We start from the raw sequence: 16368 nt of genomic DNA on the forward strand, positions 1-16368 counted from the left end.
GCGGACCGCACCAGCACCCCATGTCTCGACCGCACGATGTTCCCTCGGGAAAACTCCATCCAATGCCGCCAGCATAGCGGCATGCGGACAAGGATGTCCTCACCCGCCACGGCGTGCGGCACTCGGCGCCCGGCGGCCTCGCGGCGGCCGCCCGCCCGCGGTCACGCGCCGTCGACGTCAGGCCGCGTTGCGCAGCGGTGCCCTGACCGGCAGCTGCGCCAGGGTGCGGCCGTCGTGCGACAGCAGCGACAGGCTGCCGTCGGCGGCCTCGGCCAGCGCGGTCAGGCTTTCCACCCAGTCGCCGTCGTTGGCGTACACCAGCCCGTCGTGCTCGAACAGGCCGGCACGGTGGATGTGGCCGCAGACGATGCCGTCCAGGCCGCGCCGGCGCACGTCGGCCAGGCCGGCCTGCTCGAAGCGGGCGATGTAGCGCTCGGCCGCGCCGCTGCGCCGCTTCAGGAACTCGGCCAGCGACCAGTAGCGCAGGCCCATGCGCCGGCGCAGCCGGTTGACCAGGCGGTTGCCGCCGAGGATGCGGCCGTACAGCCAGTCGCCGCAGCGCTCCTGCAACCCGCCGAACTGGGTCAGCGCGTCGTAGTCGTCGCCGTGCGTGACCAGCAGCCGGCGGCCGTCGGCGGTGGCGTGGATGGCGCGCCGGCGCACCTGCATCGCCGGCACCGCCAGGCCGCAGAAACGGCGGATGGCGCGGTCGTGGTTGCCCGGCACGTAGACCAGCGCGGTGCCGGCGCGGGCCTTGTCGTGCAGTGCCTCGACCACCCGCTGGTGCGCCGCGTCCCAGGTGGCGCGGTGCTGCGACAGCCACCACAGGTCGACCATGTCGCCGACCAGGTACAGGGTGTCGCAGCGCTGCCGGGCGAGGAAGTCGGCGAACTCGGCGGCATGGCAGTACGGCGCGCCCAGGTGCAGGTCGGAGACGAACAGGCTGCGTCGGTGCGGATGGAGCGTGGCGATACTCATGCCGGCACCTCCCGGGTGCTGGTGATGGAAGCTTCGCGCGCTGCGGCGGCGCCGAGATAGCGCTCGCGCTTCTTCGGCTTGAGCCGCTGCAGGTCGACCTCGATCAGGCCGTCCACGGTGTCGCTGAAATCCGGGTCCACGCCGAAGGCGAGGAAGCGCGCCCCGCCCGGCTCGCACAGTTCGGTGTACTGCTTGTAGAGCATCGGCACCGCGGCACCGAGCGCATCGAGGTTGTCCTTGAGCACGCGCATCGCGGTGGCGGCGTCGAGTTCGCCGAACAGCGCCTCGGGCACCTGCGGTGCGAACGGACGCCGTGCGGCGACGCCGTCGCTGCCGCCGGCGTGGTAGCGGCGGTAGTAGGCGACGATCTGCTCGCGCGCGGCCGGCGGCAGCGCGGCGCTGATCGACACCGCGCCGACCAGGTAGCGGATCTGCGGATGCCGGCGCAGGTAGGCGCCGATGCCCTGCCACAGGTAGTCGATGCTGCGGCTGCCCCAGTAGTCCGGCACCACGAAGCTGCGGCCCAGCTCCAGCGCCTGCGCCAATCGCGGCACCATCGCATCGTCGTAGTCGAACAGGCTGGCGCTGTAGAGGCCGGCCAGCCCGCGCCGCGCCAGCAGCCCGGCGCAGCGCGCGACCCGGTAGGCGCCGACGATGCGGCCGGCGGCGCCGTCCCACAGCACGATGTGCTCGTACCAGGCGTCGTAGCGGTCGAGGTCGCGCGACAGCCCGCTGCCCTCGCCGACCTCGCGGAAGGTCAGCTCGCGCAGCCGGCCGATCTCCAGCAGCAGCGGCGCGTCCTCGGCCAGCGTGCCGTAGCGCACCTGCTTGCCGTCGAGGGTGTGGCCGAGCAGTTCCAGCGTGGCGACGTCCTCGGCCAGCCGCTGCGGCGGCAGCGGCGCCGCCAGCGGCTCGGCGCGGCAGCCGCCGGCGAGCTTGCCCAGCGCGTACAGCTCGCGGCGCAGCGCATGCAGTTCGCGCTGGTCGTCGCTGCCGTCCGCGGGCAGCCGGCGTGGCTGGCCGATATGCAGCTTCACCCGCTGCGGGCGCTGCCGCGCCAGCGTCTCGTGCGCCAGCAGCACGGTGCCGGCCGGCCGGAACAGTGCCGAGGCGCCGTAGAACAGTGCCGAGTTGCGCGCCTGCACGCATACCGGCAGCAGCGGCGCGCCGGTGCGGCGGGCGAAGTGCAGGAAGCCGCGGCGCCAGCGCCCGTCCCGCACGCCGCGCCAGCCCAGCCGCGAGACCTCCCCGGCCGGGAACACGATCACGCAGCGCTCCTGCCGCAGCGCCTGCTCCACCGCCATCACGCTGGCGCGCGAGGGCTGGCCGCCGAGGATGCGCACCGGCAGCAGCAGCTCGCGCAGCGGCTCGATCACCTGCAGCCAGTCGTTGGCGACGATGCACACGTCGCCGCGCACGCGCCCGACCGCCTCCAGCAGCGCCAGCGCGTCGCGCGCCCCGGAAGGATGGTTGGCCAGCACCAGCACCCGGCCCTGGCGCGGGATGCGCTGCAGGTCGGCCGCGGCCACCTCGCAGGAGGTCTGCAGGAAATCCAGCGCGGCGCGCACGAACTCCAGCCCGCGCAGCCCCGGCACGCCGGCCAGGAAGCGCTCGGCCCGGCCCAGCCCCGACCAGCGCCCGAAACCGCGCAGCAGCGGCCTGACCAGCTTCGCCCTGCGCCCGCTGAACAACCCCGGATACTGCTGCTGCAGGGTCTGCTCGAGCAGTGTCGCCATGCACGGACTCTCCGTTCCCGTTGCGCGAATGCTGCGCAGCGGCGGCGACGGCCATGTGGCAGCGGCAAGGCAGTTGCGTGACGGGCCGCGGGCTTAACTCCGGGCAACCCCGCGGCGGGCACAATGCACGGTCACCCCGGCGCGTGTATCATGCGCGCCCATCTTTTCATCCGAATCAAGGGATATAAGCCGAATGTCCAGCTACCTGTTCACTTCCGAATCGGTCTCCGAAGGCCATCCGGACAAGATCGCCGACCAGATCTCCGATGCAGTGCTGGACGCCATCCTGGCCCAGGACGCGCGCGCGCGCGTGGCCTGCGAGACGATGGTCAAGACCGGCGTGGCGATCGTCGCCGGCGAGATCACCACCTCGGCGTGGATCGACCTGGAGGCGCTGACCCGCAAGGTGATCCTGGACATCGGCTACAACAGCTCCGACGTCGGCTTCGACGGCGCCACCTGCGGCGTGCTGAACCTGATCGGCAAGCAGTCCCCGCACATCGCCCAGGGCGTGGACCGCAAGAAGCCCGAGGAAATGGGCGCCGGCGACCAGGGCCTGATGTTCGGCTACGCCACCAACGAGACCGACAGCTACATGCCGGCGGCGATCCACCTCTCGCACCGCCTGGTCGAGCAGCAGGCCAAGGTGCGCAAGAAGAAGCACTCGCCGCTGCCGTGGCTGCGCCCGGACGCCAAGAGCCAGGTCACCCTGCGCTACGAGAATGGCGAGGTCGGCGCGATCGACGCGGTGGTGCTGTCCACCCAGCACGCGCCGGGGATCAAGCAGAAGGACCTGATCGAGGCGGTGCGCGAGGAGATCATCAAGCCGGTGCTGCCGTCCAAGTGGCTGCACAAGGGCACCAAGTTCCACATCAACCCGACCGGCAAGTTCGAGATCGGCGGGCCGGTGGGCGACTGCGGCCTGACCGGGCGCAAGATCATCGTCGACACCTACGGCGGCTGGGCCCGCCACGGCGGCGGCGCGTTCTCCGGCAAGGATCCGTCCAAGGTCGACCGCTCGGCCGCCTACGCCGCGCGCTACGTCGCCAAGAACGTGGTCGCCGCCGGCCTGGCCGACCGCTGCGAGGTGCAGGTGTCCTACGCCATCGGCGTGGCCGAGCCGACCTCGATCTCGGTGACCACCTTCGGCACCGGCAAGATCGGCGACGACAAGATCGAGAAGCTGATCCGCAAGCACTTCGACCTGCGCCCGTACGGCATCATCAAGATGCTCGACCTGGTCCACCCGATGTACCAGCAGACCGCCGCCTACGGCCACTTCGGCCGCAAGCCCAAGGCGTTCAGCTACACCGACGGCAGCGGCACCGAGGTCAACGCCACCGCGTTCTCGTGGGAGAAGACCGACCGCGCCGAGGCGCTGCGCGCCGACGCCAAGCTGAAGTAGGGCAGCGCGCTGCATTGCAGTTGCGAACGGGCCGCGCGAGCGGCCCGTTTGCGTTGGTGCCGGTGCACGGGGATGGCAGCGCTCGCGGAGCGACCCGCAGCAGCGACTGTAGGAGCGACTTCAGTCGCGATGGGCTTTACCGGTAAAAGCCCCATCGCGACTGAAGTCGCTCCTACAGTCGCTCCTACAAAATCAATCGCGCGGGCAGGTCGCGCTGCAGAGTCACTAGGTGGGCCTCGGCCCACCCCGGCGGAGTCCGCCGCGAGCGCCGAGGCGACGACGCCACGGACCGACAACACGCCAGCAACGTCGAGGCCGGGCCGCATGCGGCCGGCGGCTACGGGCGCCGTGCGACAGGCCAGGGCCGCTACCCCGCCTCAATCGATCTGCTGCAGCGCCTCGCGACCGCCCGCCACCGCGTCGGTGACCAGGCGCCGGTCGAACGTGGCCAGCCTGCCGCCGTGCCGGACCGCCAGCGCCAGCAGCCAGGTGTCGGTGACCTGGGCGGGCGACAGCAGCCGCCCGCGCTCGACCAGCGGCGAATCGAGCAGGCTGAGTTCGCCGGGCCAGTAGCGGTGCGCCGGCTGCGCGCAGAACTCGGCCAGCACCTCGGCCGCCTCGGCCACCGAGGCGACGCGATTGGGATAGGAACGGTGGGCCATGATCCGCAGCGCGCCGTTCTGGGTCACCGCGCACGAGGCCCAGGCCCGCGCGCCATGCGCGGCAAACCAGGCGTGCGCCCGCGGGTGATGGCTGTGCAGCGGGTCGAGCAGGGCCAGCAGCACATTGACGTCGAGCAGGTAGACGGGCTCGCCGGGCGGCCAGCGCAGCGCTGGCTCGGCCAGTCGCGCCGGACTCACGGCGCTTCGTCGCGCAGGCGGTTGACCAGTTCCAGCGTGGCCGAGCCGGCGCCGGGGCGTGCAGGCAGCAGGCGGATGCCGTTGCGGTATTGCGGCGGTTGCGCCACCGGCGCCAGCCCCTTGCGCGCCAGGTCCGAGATCACTTCGCCCAGGCTGCGCCCCTCGGCCTCGGCCAGGGCACGCGCCGCCGCGAGGATGTCGTCGTCGATTGCCAGGGTCGTGCGCATCGCAGGGCTTCCCGCGGGTCCGTATCGGCACCGAGCATCACGCATCACGCATCTTCGGTCAAGGCCAGGGCTGCTGCGGCCGTCTGCTGCGGTGCGGTACGACCGATGCCGCATTCCCTCGCAGCCGCCGTGCCGCTGGGCCGGGAATCGGACTTCCCGGGAAGGCGCCCGGCGGCGCTGGTTTCCCAAGGACCCGCCAACGCAACGAGGCGGAACCGCCCGCAGGGCGGGCGGATGGGCGGCGACCTCAATCCCGGCGCCACTGCGGGCAGTCGGCATCGGCAGGCGCGTCCTTGCCGCAGGATGGCCGCGCCGACGCACGCAGTCCGCGCACGAACGCATCCAGCGGGCAGCCGTCCGGCGTCGCCGCGTCGGTGCAGATCGACGGCGACAGCGCCTGGCGCAGCGGCGGATGCTCCAGGTCCAGCGGTTGCAGCGTACGCAGCTGCTGCAGCGACTGCGCCAGGTACTCCACCCGCACGCTGCGTTCGCCGCTGGCCGGGTCGCGCCACAGCCCCACCATCAGCGCCCCGCCCGGCGGCGGGTCGTCGGCGCCGTAGCCGGGCAGGTGGAAATGCACGCCCAGCAGGCTGCTCAACGCGGCGATGTGGTTGTCGCTGCCGACGAACAGCGAGACCCGCGGGCTGCCCGCATCGCCCAGACGCCGCAGCAGTTCCCCGGCCAGCGGTCCGCCGGAACGCACGGCCATGTAGCGCGGCCGGGCGTAGATGTCGAACAGCAGCGCGTGCAGGCGCGAGACCTGTTCCAGCCGCTCGGACGTGGCGCGGCCCCAGCCGACCTGGTCCAGCGGCATGCCCTGCGCGTACTGCAGCAGCAACACCTCGCCGGTGCCGGAGGTCAGGTCCACCGGCCCCTTCAGCGCGAACCCGCGGCCGTCCTCCCCGGGCACCAGCGACGACGGCATCGCGGCGAAGTCGCACGGCGTGCGGGTGCAGCCGAGGATCTCGCGCATCGCCTCCAGTTCCGGCCGGTGCGCGGCGACCAGCGCCGCCGGGCCGCCGTTCTCGCGCAGGATAGAGGCCACCGCGGCGCGCGCGTCGAAGTCCACCGCGCCGGCCTCGACCGGCCGGAACAGCGGGTCGTGGGTGCCTTCCGGGCGATGCTCGGCGACCAGTCCGCAGCCCGGCGCCAGCGCCTGGGCCAGGATCAGGCCGCTGTCGATGGTGCGCTGGTCGGTGTTGGCGCGCACCGCCACGCTGCCCGGTGCCGGGCAGCCCTGCACCGGCAGCACGCCCTGCCCGCTCAGCCACCTGCGCAGCCAGTCGCCGCTCAGCCGCACCGCCTCGCGTCCGTGCGCGGTCAGCTGGCTGGGCGGGGTGTCCCACTGCGGCCACGGCGCGTCGGCATAGGCCGCGGCGGCGACCTCGCCCGGCAGCGGCGCGCGCACGCCGTGGCGCACCACCAGCACCACCTGCTCCAGTCGCGGCGCGGCGGCGGCTGGCGACGGCACGCCAGCCGCCAGCATGGGTACCAGGCACAGCGCCGGCAGGCGGCGGAGCCCTGCGCGGCACGACCGCCGCGCCATGGCCCGCACCATCGTCATGGCGCCGCCGCGTGCAGGCTGCGGCGCGCGTATCGTCGAGCCGGCATCAGAACGCATAGCGCACCGTCAGCAGGCTGGTCATGCCGGAATCGACGATGTCCTGCAGCGCCGTGCTGTTGTGGCCCACGTGCGCGCGGTAGCTCTCGCGCTTGGTCAGGTTGGCGATCGAAAGGTCGGCGCGCCAGCTCTCGCCCAGGGCATAGCCGACGTGCAGGTCGATGCGCGAGGACGGCTTGACCCACAGGTTGTCCCAGCTCGCGCCCTGGCGCAGGTAGTCGTACACCGCGACGTACTCGCCGGAGTGGTGCCAGCTGAGGTTCACCGACAGCGGCCCCTTCTCGTAGAACAGCTCGGCGTTGGCCAGCAGGTCCGGCGCGTTCTGGATGCGCTCGCGGCGGAAGCCGTCCATGCCCAGGTCCACGCGGGTCTTCTGGCGGGTGGCGTTGATGCCAATGCCCAGGCCGTCCAGCGGTTCGGGCAGGTCCTGGAACTTCTGCCGCAGCGCCAGCTCCAGGCCGTAGACCTCGCCGTCCCCGCCGTTCTGCGGGCGCCGGTAGATGGTCTCGCCCTCGCCGCTCTCGCCCTGGTTCACCGCGTTGGAGCCGCTCTCGTAGATGTAGTCGCTCAGGTGCTTGTAGTACGCCGCCAGCATCGCATGGCCGCCGCGGTCGTTGCGCCACTCGCCGGACAGGTCGAGGTTGAGCGACTTGATCGGGTCCAGGTCCGGGTTGCCCTCGGTGATGGTGATCCGGCCGGTGTCGGCCGAGATGCTGGTCGAGGAGCCGCCGCCGAGCTGGACGAAGGCCGGGCGGGTGTAGCTGGTCCACAGGCCGGCGCGGTAGACGCTGTCGCCGTCGCCGGGGCGCCAGTTCAGGAACACGCTGGGCAGCGGCACGCGGTAGCGGCTGTGGTTGTTCTCGAAGTGGCCGATGGGCTGGTCGTCCGTGGCCCAGTAGGTGTTGCGGATGCGGGTGTACTCGTAGCGCAGGCCGGGGATGATCTCCAGGTCGCCGTAGCGCAGCGTCGCCATCGCGTAGGCCGCCGACACCGCCTCGGTGCCGCGCATGGTGTTGCAGTTCCAGTTGTTGACGTACTCGCTGCCGCAGGTATCGAAGCTGCTCTCGGTGAGCCGCTCGTTGATCAGCGCCTTGAGCGCGTCGTTGCTCAGGTGCACGGTGTCCCAGTCGTACTTGCCCGGGAAGGCGGCGTCGTAGTGGCCGTCGATCAGGCCGATGTCCTGCAGCAGCGCGTAACCGCCGTAGTAGCCGGTGGTCCAGTTGCGGCCGGTGAACCTGCGCGAGCTGACCACGTGCTTGATGCCGAACTGCAGTTCCTGCAGCGCGCCGTCGTCGAACACCCGACGCAGGTCGAGCTTGAGGCCGCCCTTTTTCTGCCCGCTGTACTGCCTGGTGAGCTGGCCGGCGCGGCGTACGTACATGCCGCCGATGTCGTCGATCGCGGCGGCCATCTCCGGCGTCAGCAGCGGCACCGGGTAGCCATCGGAGTCCTGGCCGAGCAACTGGCCGGCGCCGTAGGCGAACTTGCCGCCGCGGTCGCTGTACTGGTCGGTGCGCGCCGAGATCTCGATGTGGTCCGGGCGGTCGTTGTTGCCGAAGCCGTAGAACACGTTGGGCGAGATCGTCCAGTTGCCCAGTTCCTTGTCGGCGCCGAACTGGATCGTGGCCAGGTCGGCCATCTCCGGGTTGGTCTCGTACCAGTAGCGCGCCGCGTAGGCACCGATCTTCGGCTGGTAGACGCCGTCAACGCCGGTCGGCTCATAGCTGACGTTCTGCGGGATCAGCTGCGAGTAGCCGGTGTTCTGCTCGGTGAAGGCGCGCGAGAAGGTGCCGCGCGCGTACACCAGCAGGGTCGGATCGACCCGCCAGTCGAACGAGACGTTGCCGCCGAAGCGGCGGGTCCGGCCCTCGGAATAACCTGCGTACATGCCGGTGCCCAGCAGCGACTGCTGCGGGTCGTAGCCGGCGGCGAGGTTGCCCTCGGCATCGGTGCGGGCGAACTCCCAGGTGCCGTCGCTGCCGGCGGCGGTGGCGCCGGCGTACTGGCTGTTCACGTAGTCGCGGGTGTCGTAGTAGCCGCTCACGTAGAGCCCGAACTGGTTGTCGCTGCCGAAGCGGCCGTGCCACTCGCCGGCCACGCCGCCGCCCAGGCCGCTGTCGCCGTAGTCGCGCGCGCGGCTCTCCATGCGGCCGCTGAGGCTGACGCTGCCGCCGCTATGCGCGCCGAAGTCGAACGCGGTGGGGGTGCGGTAGTCGATGGTGCCGCCGATCGCGTCGCCGTCCATCGCCGCGGTCGAGGTCTTGTTGAGCACGATGGTCTGCAGCCCCGACGGCGGCAGCAGCCGCAGCTGCACGCTGCGGCTGTAGGGCATGCCCTGGGCGACGTTGACGCCGTTGACCAGGTTGACGTTGTACTCGGCGTTGAGACCGCGCACCGAGGCGAACATGCCCTCGCCGCGCGCGGCGCCGTCGATGCCGCCGAAGTACGACTGCCCGGTGTTGATGACGTTGACGCCGGGCATCAGCCCCAGCGCCTCGGCGATGTTGTGCACCGCCGTGTACTTGAGGTCCTCGGCCGAGAGCACGTTGGCGGTGTTGCTGGCGGCCATCTGCATGTCGGCGGCGCTGTAGCGGGTGGCGGCGACGGTGACCTTGTCCAGGGTGACGGCCTGCTGGTCGGCCGCGGCCGGGGCGTCGTCGCCCTGCTGCGCCAGTGCCGGCGCGGTGGCCAGCGCGACCAGTGCGAGGACGATGCCGTGGACCAGCCGGTCCCGGCGCATGGTGGTGCGATTGGAGCGCATTGTCTGTTCCCGAAAGACGATGTCGTGGCGCACGGCCGGGCACGCCGGCCCGCTCCCGCGAGATCGCGCAAGAAAAAATGAAAGAAGGAAGTCGATTCGATTGGTCGTTGTGCACATGGCCGGCGTCGACTCCGTCCATGTGCGGCAGATTGTGGGCCCGGTCACTTTTCACGCCGGTGACAACGGCGGGCTTTCCGCATGATTGTGCGGAATATCCCGCAACCGACGCTGGAATCCGCACAATCCGGGCCTGCCGCACCCGGTTTTCCCGCTATCCTTCGCCGCCCCCCCCGCGCGGACACGGGTGCGGGCCCCGCCATGGGACCTATAGGGCGATGTAGGAGCGACTTCAGTCGCGATGGGGATTTACCGGTACAGCCCCATCGCGACTGAAGTCGCTCCTACATCGTTCCTACATCCCCCTACATCCGTCCTGCATCATTCCTCCATGCTTCTACGGCAGAGCGATCGACGGCGCGGGCATCCATGGACGGATCGCCGCCAGGCCCTAACATGGCCGCACATGCCCTGCAGGAGACGAGCGCAATGAGGATCGCGGTGATGGGAGCCGGCGCGGTGGGCGGCTACTTCGGTGCGCGCCTGCACCAGGCCGGCCACGAGGTGGTGCTGATCGGCCGCGCGCCGATGGTGGCGGCGGTGCGCGCGGACGGCCTGCGCCTGCAGGCGGCGGACTTCGACGGCCGGCTGCCGCTGCAGGCCAGCAGCGATCCGGCGGCGGTGCGCGGGGCGGAACTGGTGCTGTTCTGCGTCAAGTCCGGCGACACCGAGGCCGCCGGGGCGGCGATCGCCCCGCACCTGGCCGCCGGCGCCGCCGTGCTGAGCCTGCAGAACGGCGTGGACAACGCGCCGCGGCTGTCGCGCGTGCTCGGCCGCGAGGCAATCCCGGCCGTGGTCTACGTCGCCGCCGCCACGCAGGGGCCGGCGCACGTCGTCCACCACGGCCGCGGCGAGCTGGTGATCGGTCCTTCCGCGGCAAGCGACGCCATCGCCGCGGCGCTGTCGGCCGGCAACGTGCCCACGCAGGTGTCCGATCGCGTGACCGAGGCGCTGTGGACCAAGCTGGTGATCAACTGCGTCTACAACGCGCTGTCGGCGCTGAGCCAGCTGCCCTACGGCGAGCTGGTGCGCGGCGAGGGCATCGTGGCGACGATGCGCGAGGTGGTGGACGAATGCCGGGCGGTGGCTTCCGCGCAGGGCGTGGCACTGCCGCAGACGCTGTGGGACGACGTGCTGTCGATCTCGCGCAGCATGGCCGGCCAGCGCTCTTCCACCGCGCAGGACGTGGCACGCGGCAAGCCCAGCGAGATCGACTACATCAACGGCCACGTCGTGCGCGAGGGCGAGCGGCTGGGCATCGCCGTGCCCGCCAACCGGGTGCTGCACGCGCTGGTCAGGCTGCACGACCGCGCCGCCGCCGGCCCCTGAACCGTCGGATCGCCGGGCAGGTAATCTTGCCGTCCCTCCCCCGGCGATCCGACGATGCCCGACTTCCAGTCCCACCAGTTGACCATGACCGTGCTGATGACGCCGGAGATGGCCAACTTCTCCGGCAAGGTGCACGGCGGCGCCGTGCTCAAGCTGCTGGACCAGGTCGCCTACGCCTGCGCCAGCCGCTATGCCGGCCGCTACGTGGTCACCTTGTCGGTGGACCAGGTGGTGTTCCGCGAGCCGATCAACGTCGGCGAGCTGGTCACCTTCCTGGCCTCGGTGAACTACACCGGCACCTCGTCGATGGAGGTGGGCATCAAGGTGGTCGCCGAGGACATCCGCAAGCAGAGCGTGCGCCACGCCAACAGCTGCTTCTTCACCATGGTGGCGGTGGACGACGACGACCGCCCCACGCCGGTACCGCCGCTGCTGCCGCAGACCGCGGACCAGAAGCGCCGCCACGCGGCCGCGCAGATCCGCCGCACGCTGCGCCAGGAGATGGAACGGCACCAACTCGCGCTGCTGGCCTCCACCCCGGCCGGCGTGGCCGACGAGACCTGAGCGCACGCACCCCGGCGGACGCGCCGGGGAATGCTGAGTTCCGGCGGGCCCGTGGCCAGGCCCGCGGGGCTGGCCTACAGTGTTCGCTCCCCTTTCCCGAGTGACCGACCCCATGTCCAACGTTCCCTTCCTCACTCTCTCCGACGGCCATCGCATTCCCCAGTTCGGCCTGGGCGTGTGGCAGACGCCGGCCGGGCAGACCGCGCAGGTGGTCGCCGCCGCACTGGAGCTGGGCTACCGCCACATCGACACCGCCGCCATCTACGGCAACGAAGAAGGCGTCGGCCAGGCCATCGCCACCTCCGGCATCGCCCGCGACGAGCTGTTCGTCACCACCAAGCTGTGGAACGCCGACCAGGGCTACGACAGCGCGCTGAAGGCGCTGGACACCAGCCTGGCCAAGCTGGGGCTGGACTACGTGGACCTGTACCTGATTCACTGGCCGTGCCCGGCCCAGGACCGTTTCGTCGACAGCTGGAAGGCGCTGGTGCAGGCGCGCAAGGACGGCAAGGCGCGCTCGATCGGCGTGTCCAACTTCCGCGCGCAGGACATCGACCGCATCGTCGAGGCCACCGGGGTCGCCCCGGCGGTCGACCAGATCGAGCTGCATCCGCTGCTGCAGCAGGACGAACTGCGCGCCTACGCCGCCGCGCACGGCATCGTCGTCGAGTCGTGGAGCCCGCTGGCGCAGGGCGGCGAGCTGCTGCACGACCCGGCGCTGCAGGCCATCGCCGCGCGCCACGGCAAGAGCGTGGCGCAGGTGATCCTGCGCTGGCACATCCAGCTCGGCCTGGTGGTGTTCCCCAAGTCGGTGACGCCCGCACGCATCGCCGAGAACATCGACATCTTCGACTTCGCGCTGTCCGACCAGGACATGGCCGCCATCGCCGCGCTGGATGCCGGCAAGCGCCTGGGCCCGGACCCGGCCGCGTTCGAGATGGTCTGAGGCGGAAACGGCCATGACCCGGTAGGCGCAGCCTATCCGGGACAAGGATAGTGCGAGGCAGCCCCCTTCTCCCGCTTGCGGGGCTGGGCACCCTCGGGGTGGAAGGTGCCCGAAGGGCGGATGGGGGTTGCCGGGAGCATTGGGAAAGCCACCGCAGAAGCGCCCTCATCCGGCGCTGCGCGCCACCTTCTCCCGTGAACGGGAGAAGGAAGCTTCGCAGCGATTCCAGATGACCGACCGCTGTTCCCTTCTCCCGCTTGCGGGGCTGGGCACCCTCGGGGTGGAAGGTGCCCGAAGGGCGGATGGGGGTTGCCTGGAGCATGGGAGAGCCACCGCAGAAGCGCCCTCATCCGGCGCTGCGCGCCACCTTCTCCCGTGAACGGGAGAAGGGAAGCTTCGCGGCGATTCCAGATGACCGACCGCTGTTCCCTTCTCCCGCTTGCGGGGCTGGGCACCCTCGGGGTGGAAGGTGCCCGGAGGGCGGATGGGGGCTGCCTGGAGCATGGGAAAGCCGCCGCAGAAGCCCCCTCATCCGGAGAAGCGCCCTCATCCGGCGCTGCGCGCCACCTTCTCCCGTGAACGGGAGAAGGAAGCTTCGCGGCGATTCCAGATGAGCGCTGTTCCCTTCTCCCGCTTGCGGGGGAAGGTGCCCGAAGGGCGGATGGGGGGCTGCCGGGAGCATTGGGAAAGCCGCCGCAGAAGCCCCCTCATCCGGCGCTGCGCGCCACCTTCTCCCGTGAACGGGAGAAGGGAGCTTCGCGGCGATTCCGGATGGCCGACCGCTGTTCCCTTCTCCCGCTTGCGGGAGAAGGGAGCCTCCCCTTCGAAATCCGGCAGCAGGGACCGCCCCTCGCAAGACGGTCGCGCAACCGCTCAACGCCCCGCGTTGGCGGCCATCTCCTCGTGCAGGATGCGGCGGATCTCCAGGATCGCCTGCGGGGTCTCCTGCACGCTGTGCCAGGAGGTGACCACCTTCTCCGACTCGGCGCCGGGCAGGTGCGCGCTGGCATAGGGCACCAACCCGTCGTCGGACTCGGCCAGCGGCACCTTCGGATCGCGGCGGGCGATGATGCTGTTGTAGCGCACGCCCGGCGAGATCGGCAGGTCGGCGGCGGCGCGGATGAACGGGTCGCTGTCGCGCAGGTTGTCGATGCTGTTGGGCGGCAGCAGCTTGCGCGGACGCCCCTTGTCGTCGTCGCCGGCCAGGTCCTGCAGCACGTCGCCGAAGCGTTCCAGCAGCGTCACCGGCAGCCGCACCAGGCGCCCGACCAGGCGTCCCAGGCGGCCGCCGGCGGCGCTGGTGCCGCGGTGCGGGGCGGCGATGAAGATCGCCCGGTCCACTTCCGGCAGCGGCTGGAAGTGCAGCAGCGGCTGCAGCCGCTCGCGCACGCGGCGGCCGCGTTCGCCGCTGAGCTTGCGGTCGGCCATCAGGCTGTCCCACAAGCGGTCCCCGGAGGAAGACACCAGCAGCCTCGCCAGCACCCCGCCCATGCTGTGGCCGATCAGCACCATGTCGCGCGAGGCCGGCGCCTGCCCCGACGGATCGAAGCGCTGCAGCGCCTGGGTCAGCAGCGAGCGGATCTGCGCCTGGTTCCATGCCATCGGCATGTTGGTCGGGTAGTAGACCTGCCAGATCTGGTAGTGGCCGCGCAGCTGCTCGTCGCCGGCGATCTCGTTGGCGACGTTGACCCACGCCTCCGGGCTGCTGGCGAGCCCGTGCAGCATCAGGATGATGCGGCGGTCGGGGTCGAACGGCTGCATCAGGTACAGGTGCGGGCGGTCGATGCCGTTGTCGCGGCCGAGCATCGAGCGCAGCGACTGCGCGGCGAAGCCCGAGCGAGCCAGCCACAGGCCGTAGGCGGCGGTGAAGTTGCCGGCCAGCGGCACGCGCTGGCCGTGCAGGACGACCTCGTCGCTGCGGTACGGGTCGTAGGGCAGCAACTGCACCTTGCGGGTGGCCAGCACCTGCGCCTGGTCCTGGCCCTCGAAGCGCAGCAGCAGGGTGGCCGGGGCGAAGGGCACCTCGCTGAAGTCCGGCGTCTGCCGGCGCTTGCCCTCGGCCACCGGCAGGCGCGCCAGGCCGGCCGGGTCGCCGACCGTCTCGGCCGAGACCTCGGCCACCAGCTCGGCGCCGAAGCCGTCGCGGCGATAGGTGCTGCGCAGGCCGTCGAAGCGCAGCGACGAGGCCGGGATCAGCGCCTCGGGCTGGCCGGCGTCGCCCGGCAGGCGGAAGCCGGACAGGTCCACGGACAGCCGCCACGGTCCCACCGCGAACGCGCCCTCGGCGTCGTCGGGCGCCTGCCGCCAGCGCGTGTAGAGGCTTTCCACCACCTGCTGCACGGCGTAGTTGTAGTAGTCCCTGACCTGGGTCTGGCGGTTCTCGAAGGCGCGCTCGCCCGGCGTGCGCTCGGTGAAGAACAGGTAGGCGTAGGCGTGCTGCGCGGCCTCCAGCCAGGCATCCATGGCGGCATCGCCCAGCGCCACGCCGGGCTTGCTCTTGCCACCCAGCGCCAGCGCCGCGCCGGTCCACAGCTCGGCCTGGGCGGCCAGCCGCCGTTCCGGATCGAGCCCGGCGATGTCGTCGAGCTGCGCGGAGCAGGCCGCGACATCGGCCTGGCACGGCTTGGGCTCGATGCCGGCGACCTTGAGGGTCTCCGCCCCGGCCTCGCTGAGCTTGCCGGTGCTGAGCACGTCGCCGCGGGTCTGGGCGATGTAGTCGCCGGGGCCGCGCGACTGCACCGTGACCATCGCGCAGCCGGACAGCGCCAGCAGCAGCACCGCCGCCAGCGCCACGCGCACACGGGCGCGCACCGCGGTCATGGCCGCACCCGCGGGTCGTCGCCGGGCACGCCGACGCGGATGCGCCGGGAGAAGTCCACCGCCGCGTCGGCCGCGCGCGCATGCGCGGTGATGTGGCCGCGCGCCTTGAGCGTGGCGAAGTCGTAGCCCGGCGTCAGCCCGCCATGGTCGTAGGCGTACTCGGCCGCGTAGCCGGACAGCAGCAGGCGCCAGTCCAGCGGCAGGCCCGGATCGATCAGCCGCGCCAGTTCGTAGACGATGGTGGTGCAGTTGCTGGTCAGGGTGTTGTAGAAGCGCGGGGCGCGCTGCAGCTGGCGCGCCTTGTCCAGGTAGCCCAGGAACATCTGCCGCAGTCCCGCGGGCGGGATGTTCAACCGGTACAGGTACATGTCCTCGCCGCGCGCGTTGGTGCGCACGCGCAGGATGTCGCGCTCGTCGGCGGCGATCACCACTTCCTCGAACTTGTGGAAGAAGCCGCCCAGCGCGGAGAACTTCTCGTCGCGTTCCTTGCGGATCTCCAGCGAGAACACCACCCGCTGGCCGTCGGCGAAGCCGAACGACACCAGCGTGTGGGCGATGGCCGGGCCCATCCAGTACGACATCGCCAGGTCGGCCGACTGCAGCTGCGACAGGTCGTAGCTGCGCGTTTCCCAGTTCACCTCGTAGTCGCTGTCGCTGCGCCAGTCGAAGTCGCGCACGTTGTGCAGGACCACGTGGTCGCCGTCGACCTCCGGGCGCAGCAGCCGCGCCACGTCGTCGGCCCAGTCGCGGTCCTGCTGCGGCTGCATGCACAGGAACCCGGCCAGCAGCCCGGCGAAGCCCAGCCCGAAGATCGCCGCCACCACCCGGTTGCGCCCGCCCTCGCGCAGGCTCCACCAGGCCGCGGCGCCCATCCCCAGCCACACCAGCAGCATCGCCGTGCGTACCAGCGCGTTGCTGTCGAGCAGGTAGAACAGCGCCATCGCGGCCCACAGCGTCGCGGCCGCCACCGCGCAGCGCAGCAGCCGGCGGCCGCGGCGGCGCCA

12 protein-coding genes are annotated in these 16368 nt (G+C 71.3%); 4 read left to right on the forward strand and 8 right to left on the reverse strand.

What is annotated here, in order from left to right:
* Positions 1–177 precede the first annotated feature (177 nt).
* Together LRX76_RS07370 and LRX76_RS07375 are read right to left on the reverse strand one after the other, a co-directional pair.
* Positions 178–978, reverse strand: a complete 801-nt coding sequence (locus tag LRX76_RS07370) for a UDP-2,3-diacylglucosamine diphosphatase (protein ID WP_231803616.1) — start codon at positions 976–978, stop codon at positions 178–180.
* On the reverse strand, positions 975–2714 hold the full coding sequence (locus LRX76_RS07375; protein ID WP_231803618.1) for a GNAT family N-acyltransferase: 1740 nt from the start codon (positions 2712–2714) through the stop codon (positions 975–977). The genes LRX76_RS07370 and LRX76_RS07375 overlap by 4 nt, the downstream gene beginning before the upstream one ends.
* Before the next feature lie 193 nt (positions 2715–2907).
* On the opposite strand from LRX76_RS07375, the gene metK reads away from it, so the two are divergent.
* Entirely contained in the window at positions 2908–4119 is a 1212-nt protein-coding gene (gene metK, locus LRX76_RS07380; protein WP_231803620.1) for a methionine adenosyltransferase, read from the forward strand.
* 377 nt (positions 4120–4496) lie between these two features.
* Here metK and LRX76_RS07385 read toward each other — a convergent pair whose 3' ends face one another.
* The 4 genes from LRX76_RS07385 to LRX76_RS07400 form a co-directional block, all read right to left on the reverse strand.
* Entirely contained in the window at positions 4497–4979 is a 483-nt protein-coding gene (locus tag LRX76_RS07385; RefSeq protein WP_231803622.1) for a TA system VapC family ribonuclease toxin, read from the reverse strand.
* Entirely contained in the window at positions 4976–5206 is a 231-nt protein-coding gene (locus LRX76_RS07390; RefSeq protein ID WP_231803624.1) for a hypothetical protein, read from the reverse strand. The genes LRX76_RS07385 and LRX76_RS07390 overlap by 4 nt, the downstream gene beginning before the upstream one ends.
* A gap of 247 nt (positions 5207–5453) precedes the next feature.
* Positions 5454–6677 (reverse strand): histidine-type phosphatase, encoded by a 1224-nt coding sequence (locus tag LRX76_RS07395; RefSeq protein ID WP_231803626.1) that lies wholly within the window; start codon positions 6675–6677, stop codon positions 5454–5456.
* Between the two features lie 139 nt (positions 6678–6816).
* Positions 6817–9588, reverse strand: a complete 2772-nt coding sequence (locus tag LRX76_RS07400) for a TonB-dependent receptor (protein WP_231803628.1) — start codon at positions 9586–9588, stop codon at positions 6817–6819.
* 546 nt (positions 9589–10134) lie between these two features.
* Between LRX76_RS07400 and LRX76_RS07405 the strand changes: the two genes are divergently transcribed.
* The 3 genes from LRX76_RS07405 to LRX76_RS07415 all read left to right on the forward strand — a co-directional run bounded on the left by LRX76_RS07405 (position 10135) and on the right by LRX76_RS07415 (position 12544).
* Positions 10135–11034, forward strand: coding sequence for a 2-dehydropantoate 2-reductase (locus LRX76_RS07405; protein WP_231803630.1), 900 nt, complete (start codon positions 10135–10137; stop codon positions 11032–11034).
* A 54-nt stretch (positions 11035–11088) separates the two neighbouring features.
* On the forward strand, positions 11089–11598 hold the full coding sequence (locus LRX76_RS07410; RefSeq protein WP_231803632.1) for an acyl-CoA thioesterase: 510 nt from the start codon (positions 11089–11091) through the stop codon (positions 11596–11598).
* A 112-nt stretch (positions 11599–11710) separates the two neighbouring features.
* A complete protein-coding gene (locus LRX76_RS07415; RefSeq protein WP_231803634.1) occupies positions 11711–12544 on the forward strand; it encodes an aldo/keto reductase in 834 nt (277 codons plus the stop codon).
* Positions 12545–13417: 873 nt separating this feature from the next.
* On the opposite strand, the gene LRX76_RS07420 is transcribed toward LRX76_RS07415, so the two are convergent.
* Positions 13418–15364, reverse strand: coding sequence for an alpha/beta fold hydrolase (locus LRX76_RS07420; protein ID WP_231803636.1), 1947 nt, complete (start codon positions 15362–15364; stop codon positions 13418–13420).
* Positions 15361–16305 (reverse strand): DUF4105 domain-containing protein, encoded by a 945-nt coding sequence (locus tag LRX76_RS07425; protein ID WP_231803931.1) that lies wholly within the window; start codon positions 16303–16305, stop codon positions 15361–15363. The genes LRX76_RS07420 and LRX76_RS07425 overlap by 4 nt, the downstream gene beginning before the upstream one ends.
* Positions 16306–16368: the final 63 nt, after the last annotated feature.

The organism is Stenotrophomonas sp. MMGLT7 (assembly GCF_021168555.1).
Lineage (GTDB): Bacteria > Pseudomonadota > Gammaproteobacteria > Xanthomonadales > Xanthomonadaceae > MMGLT7.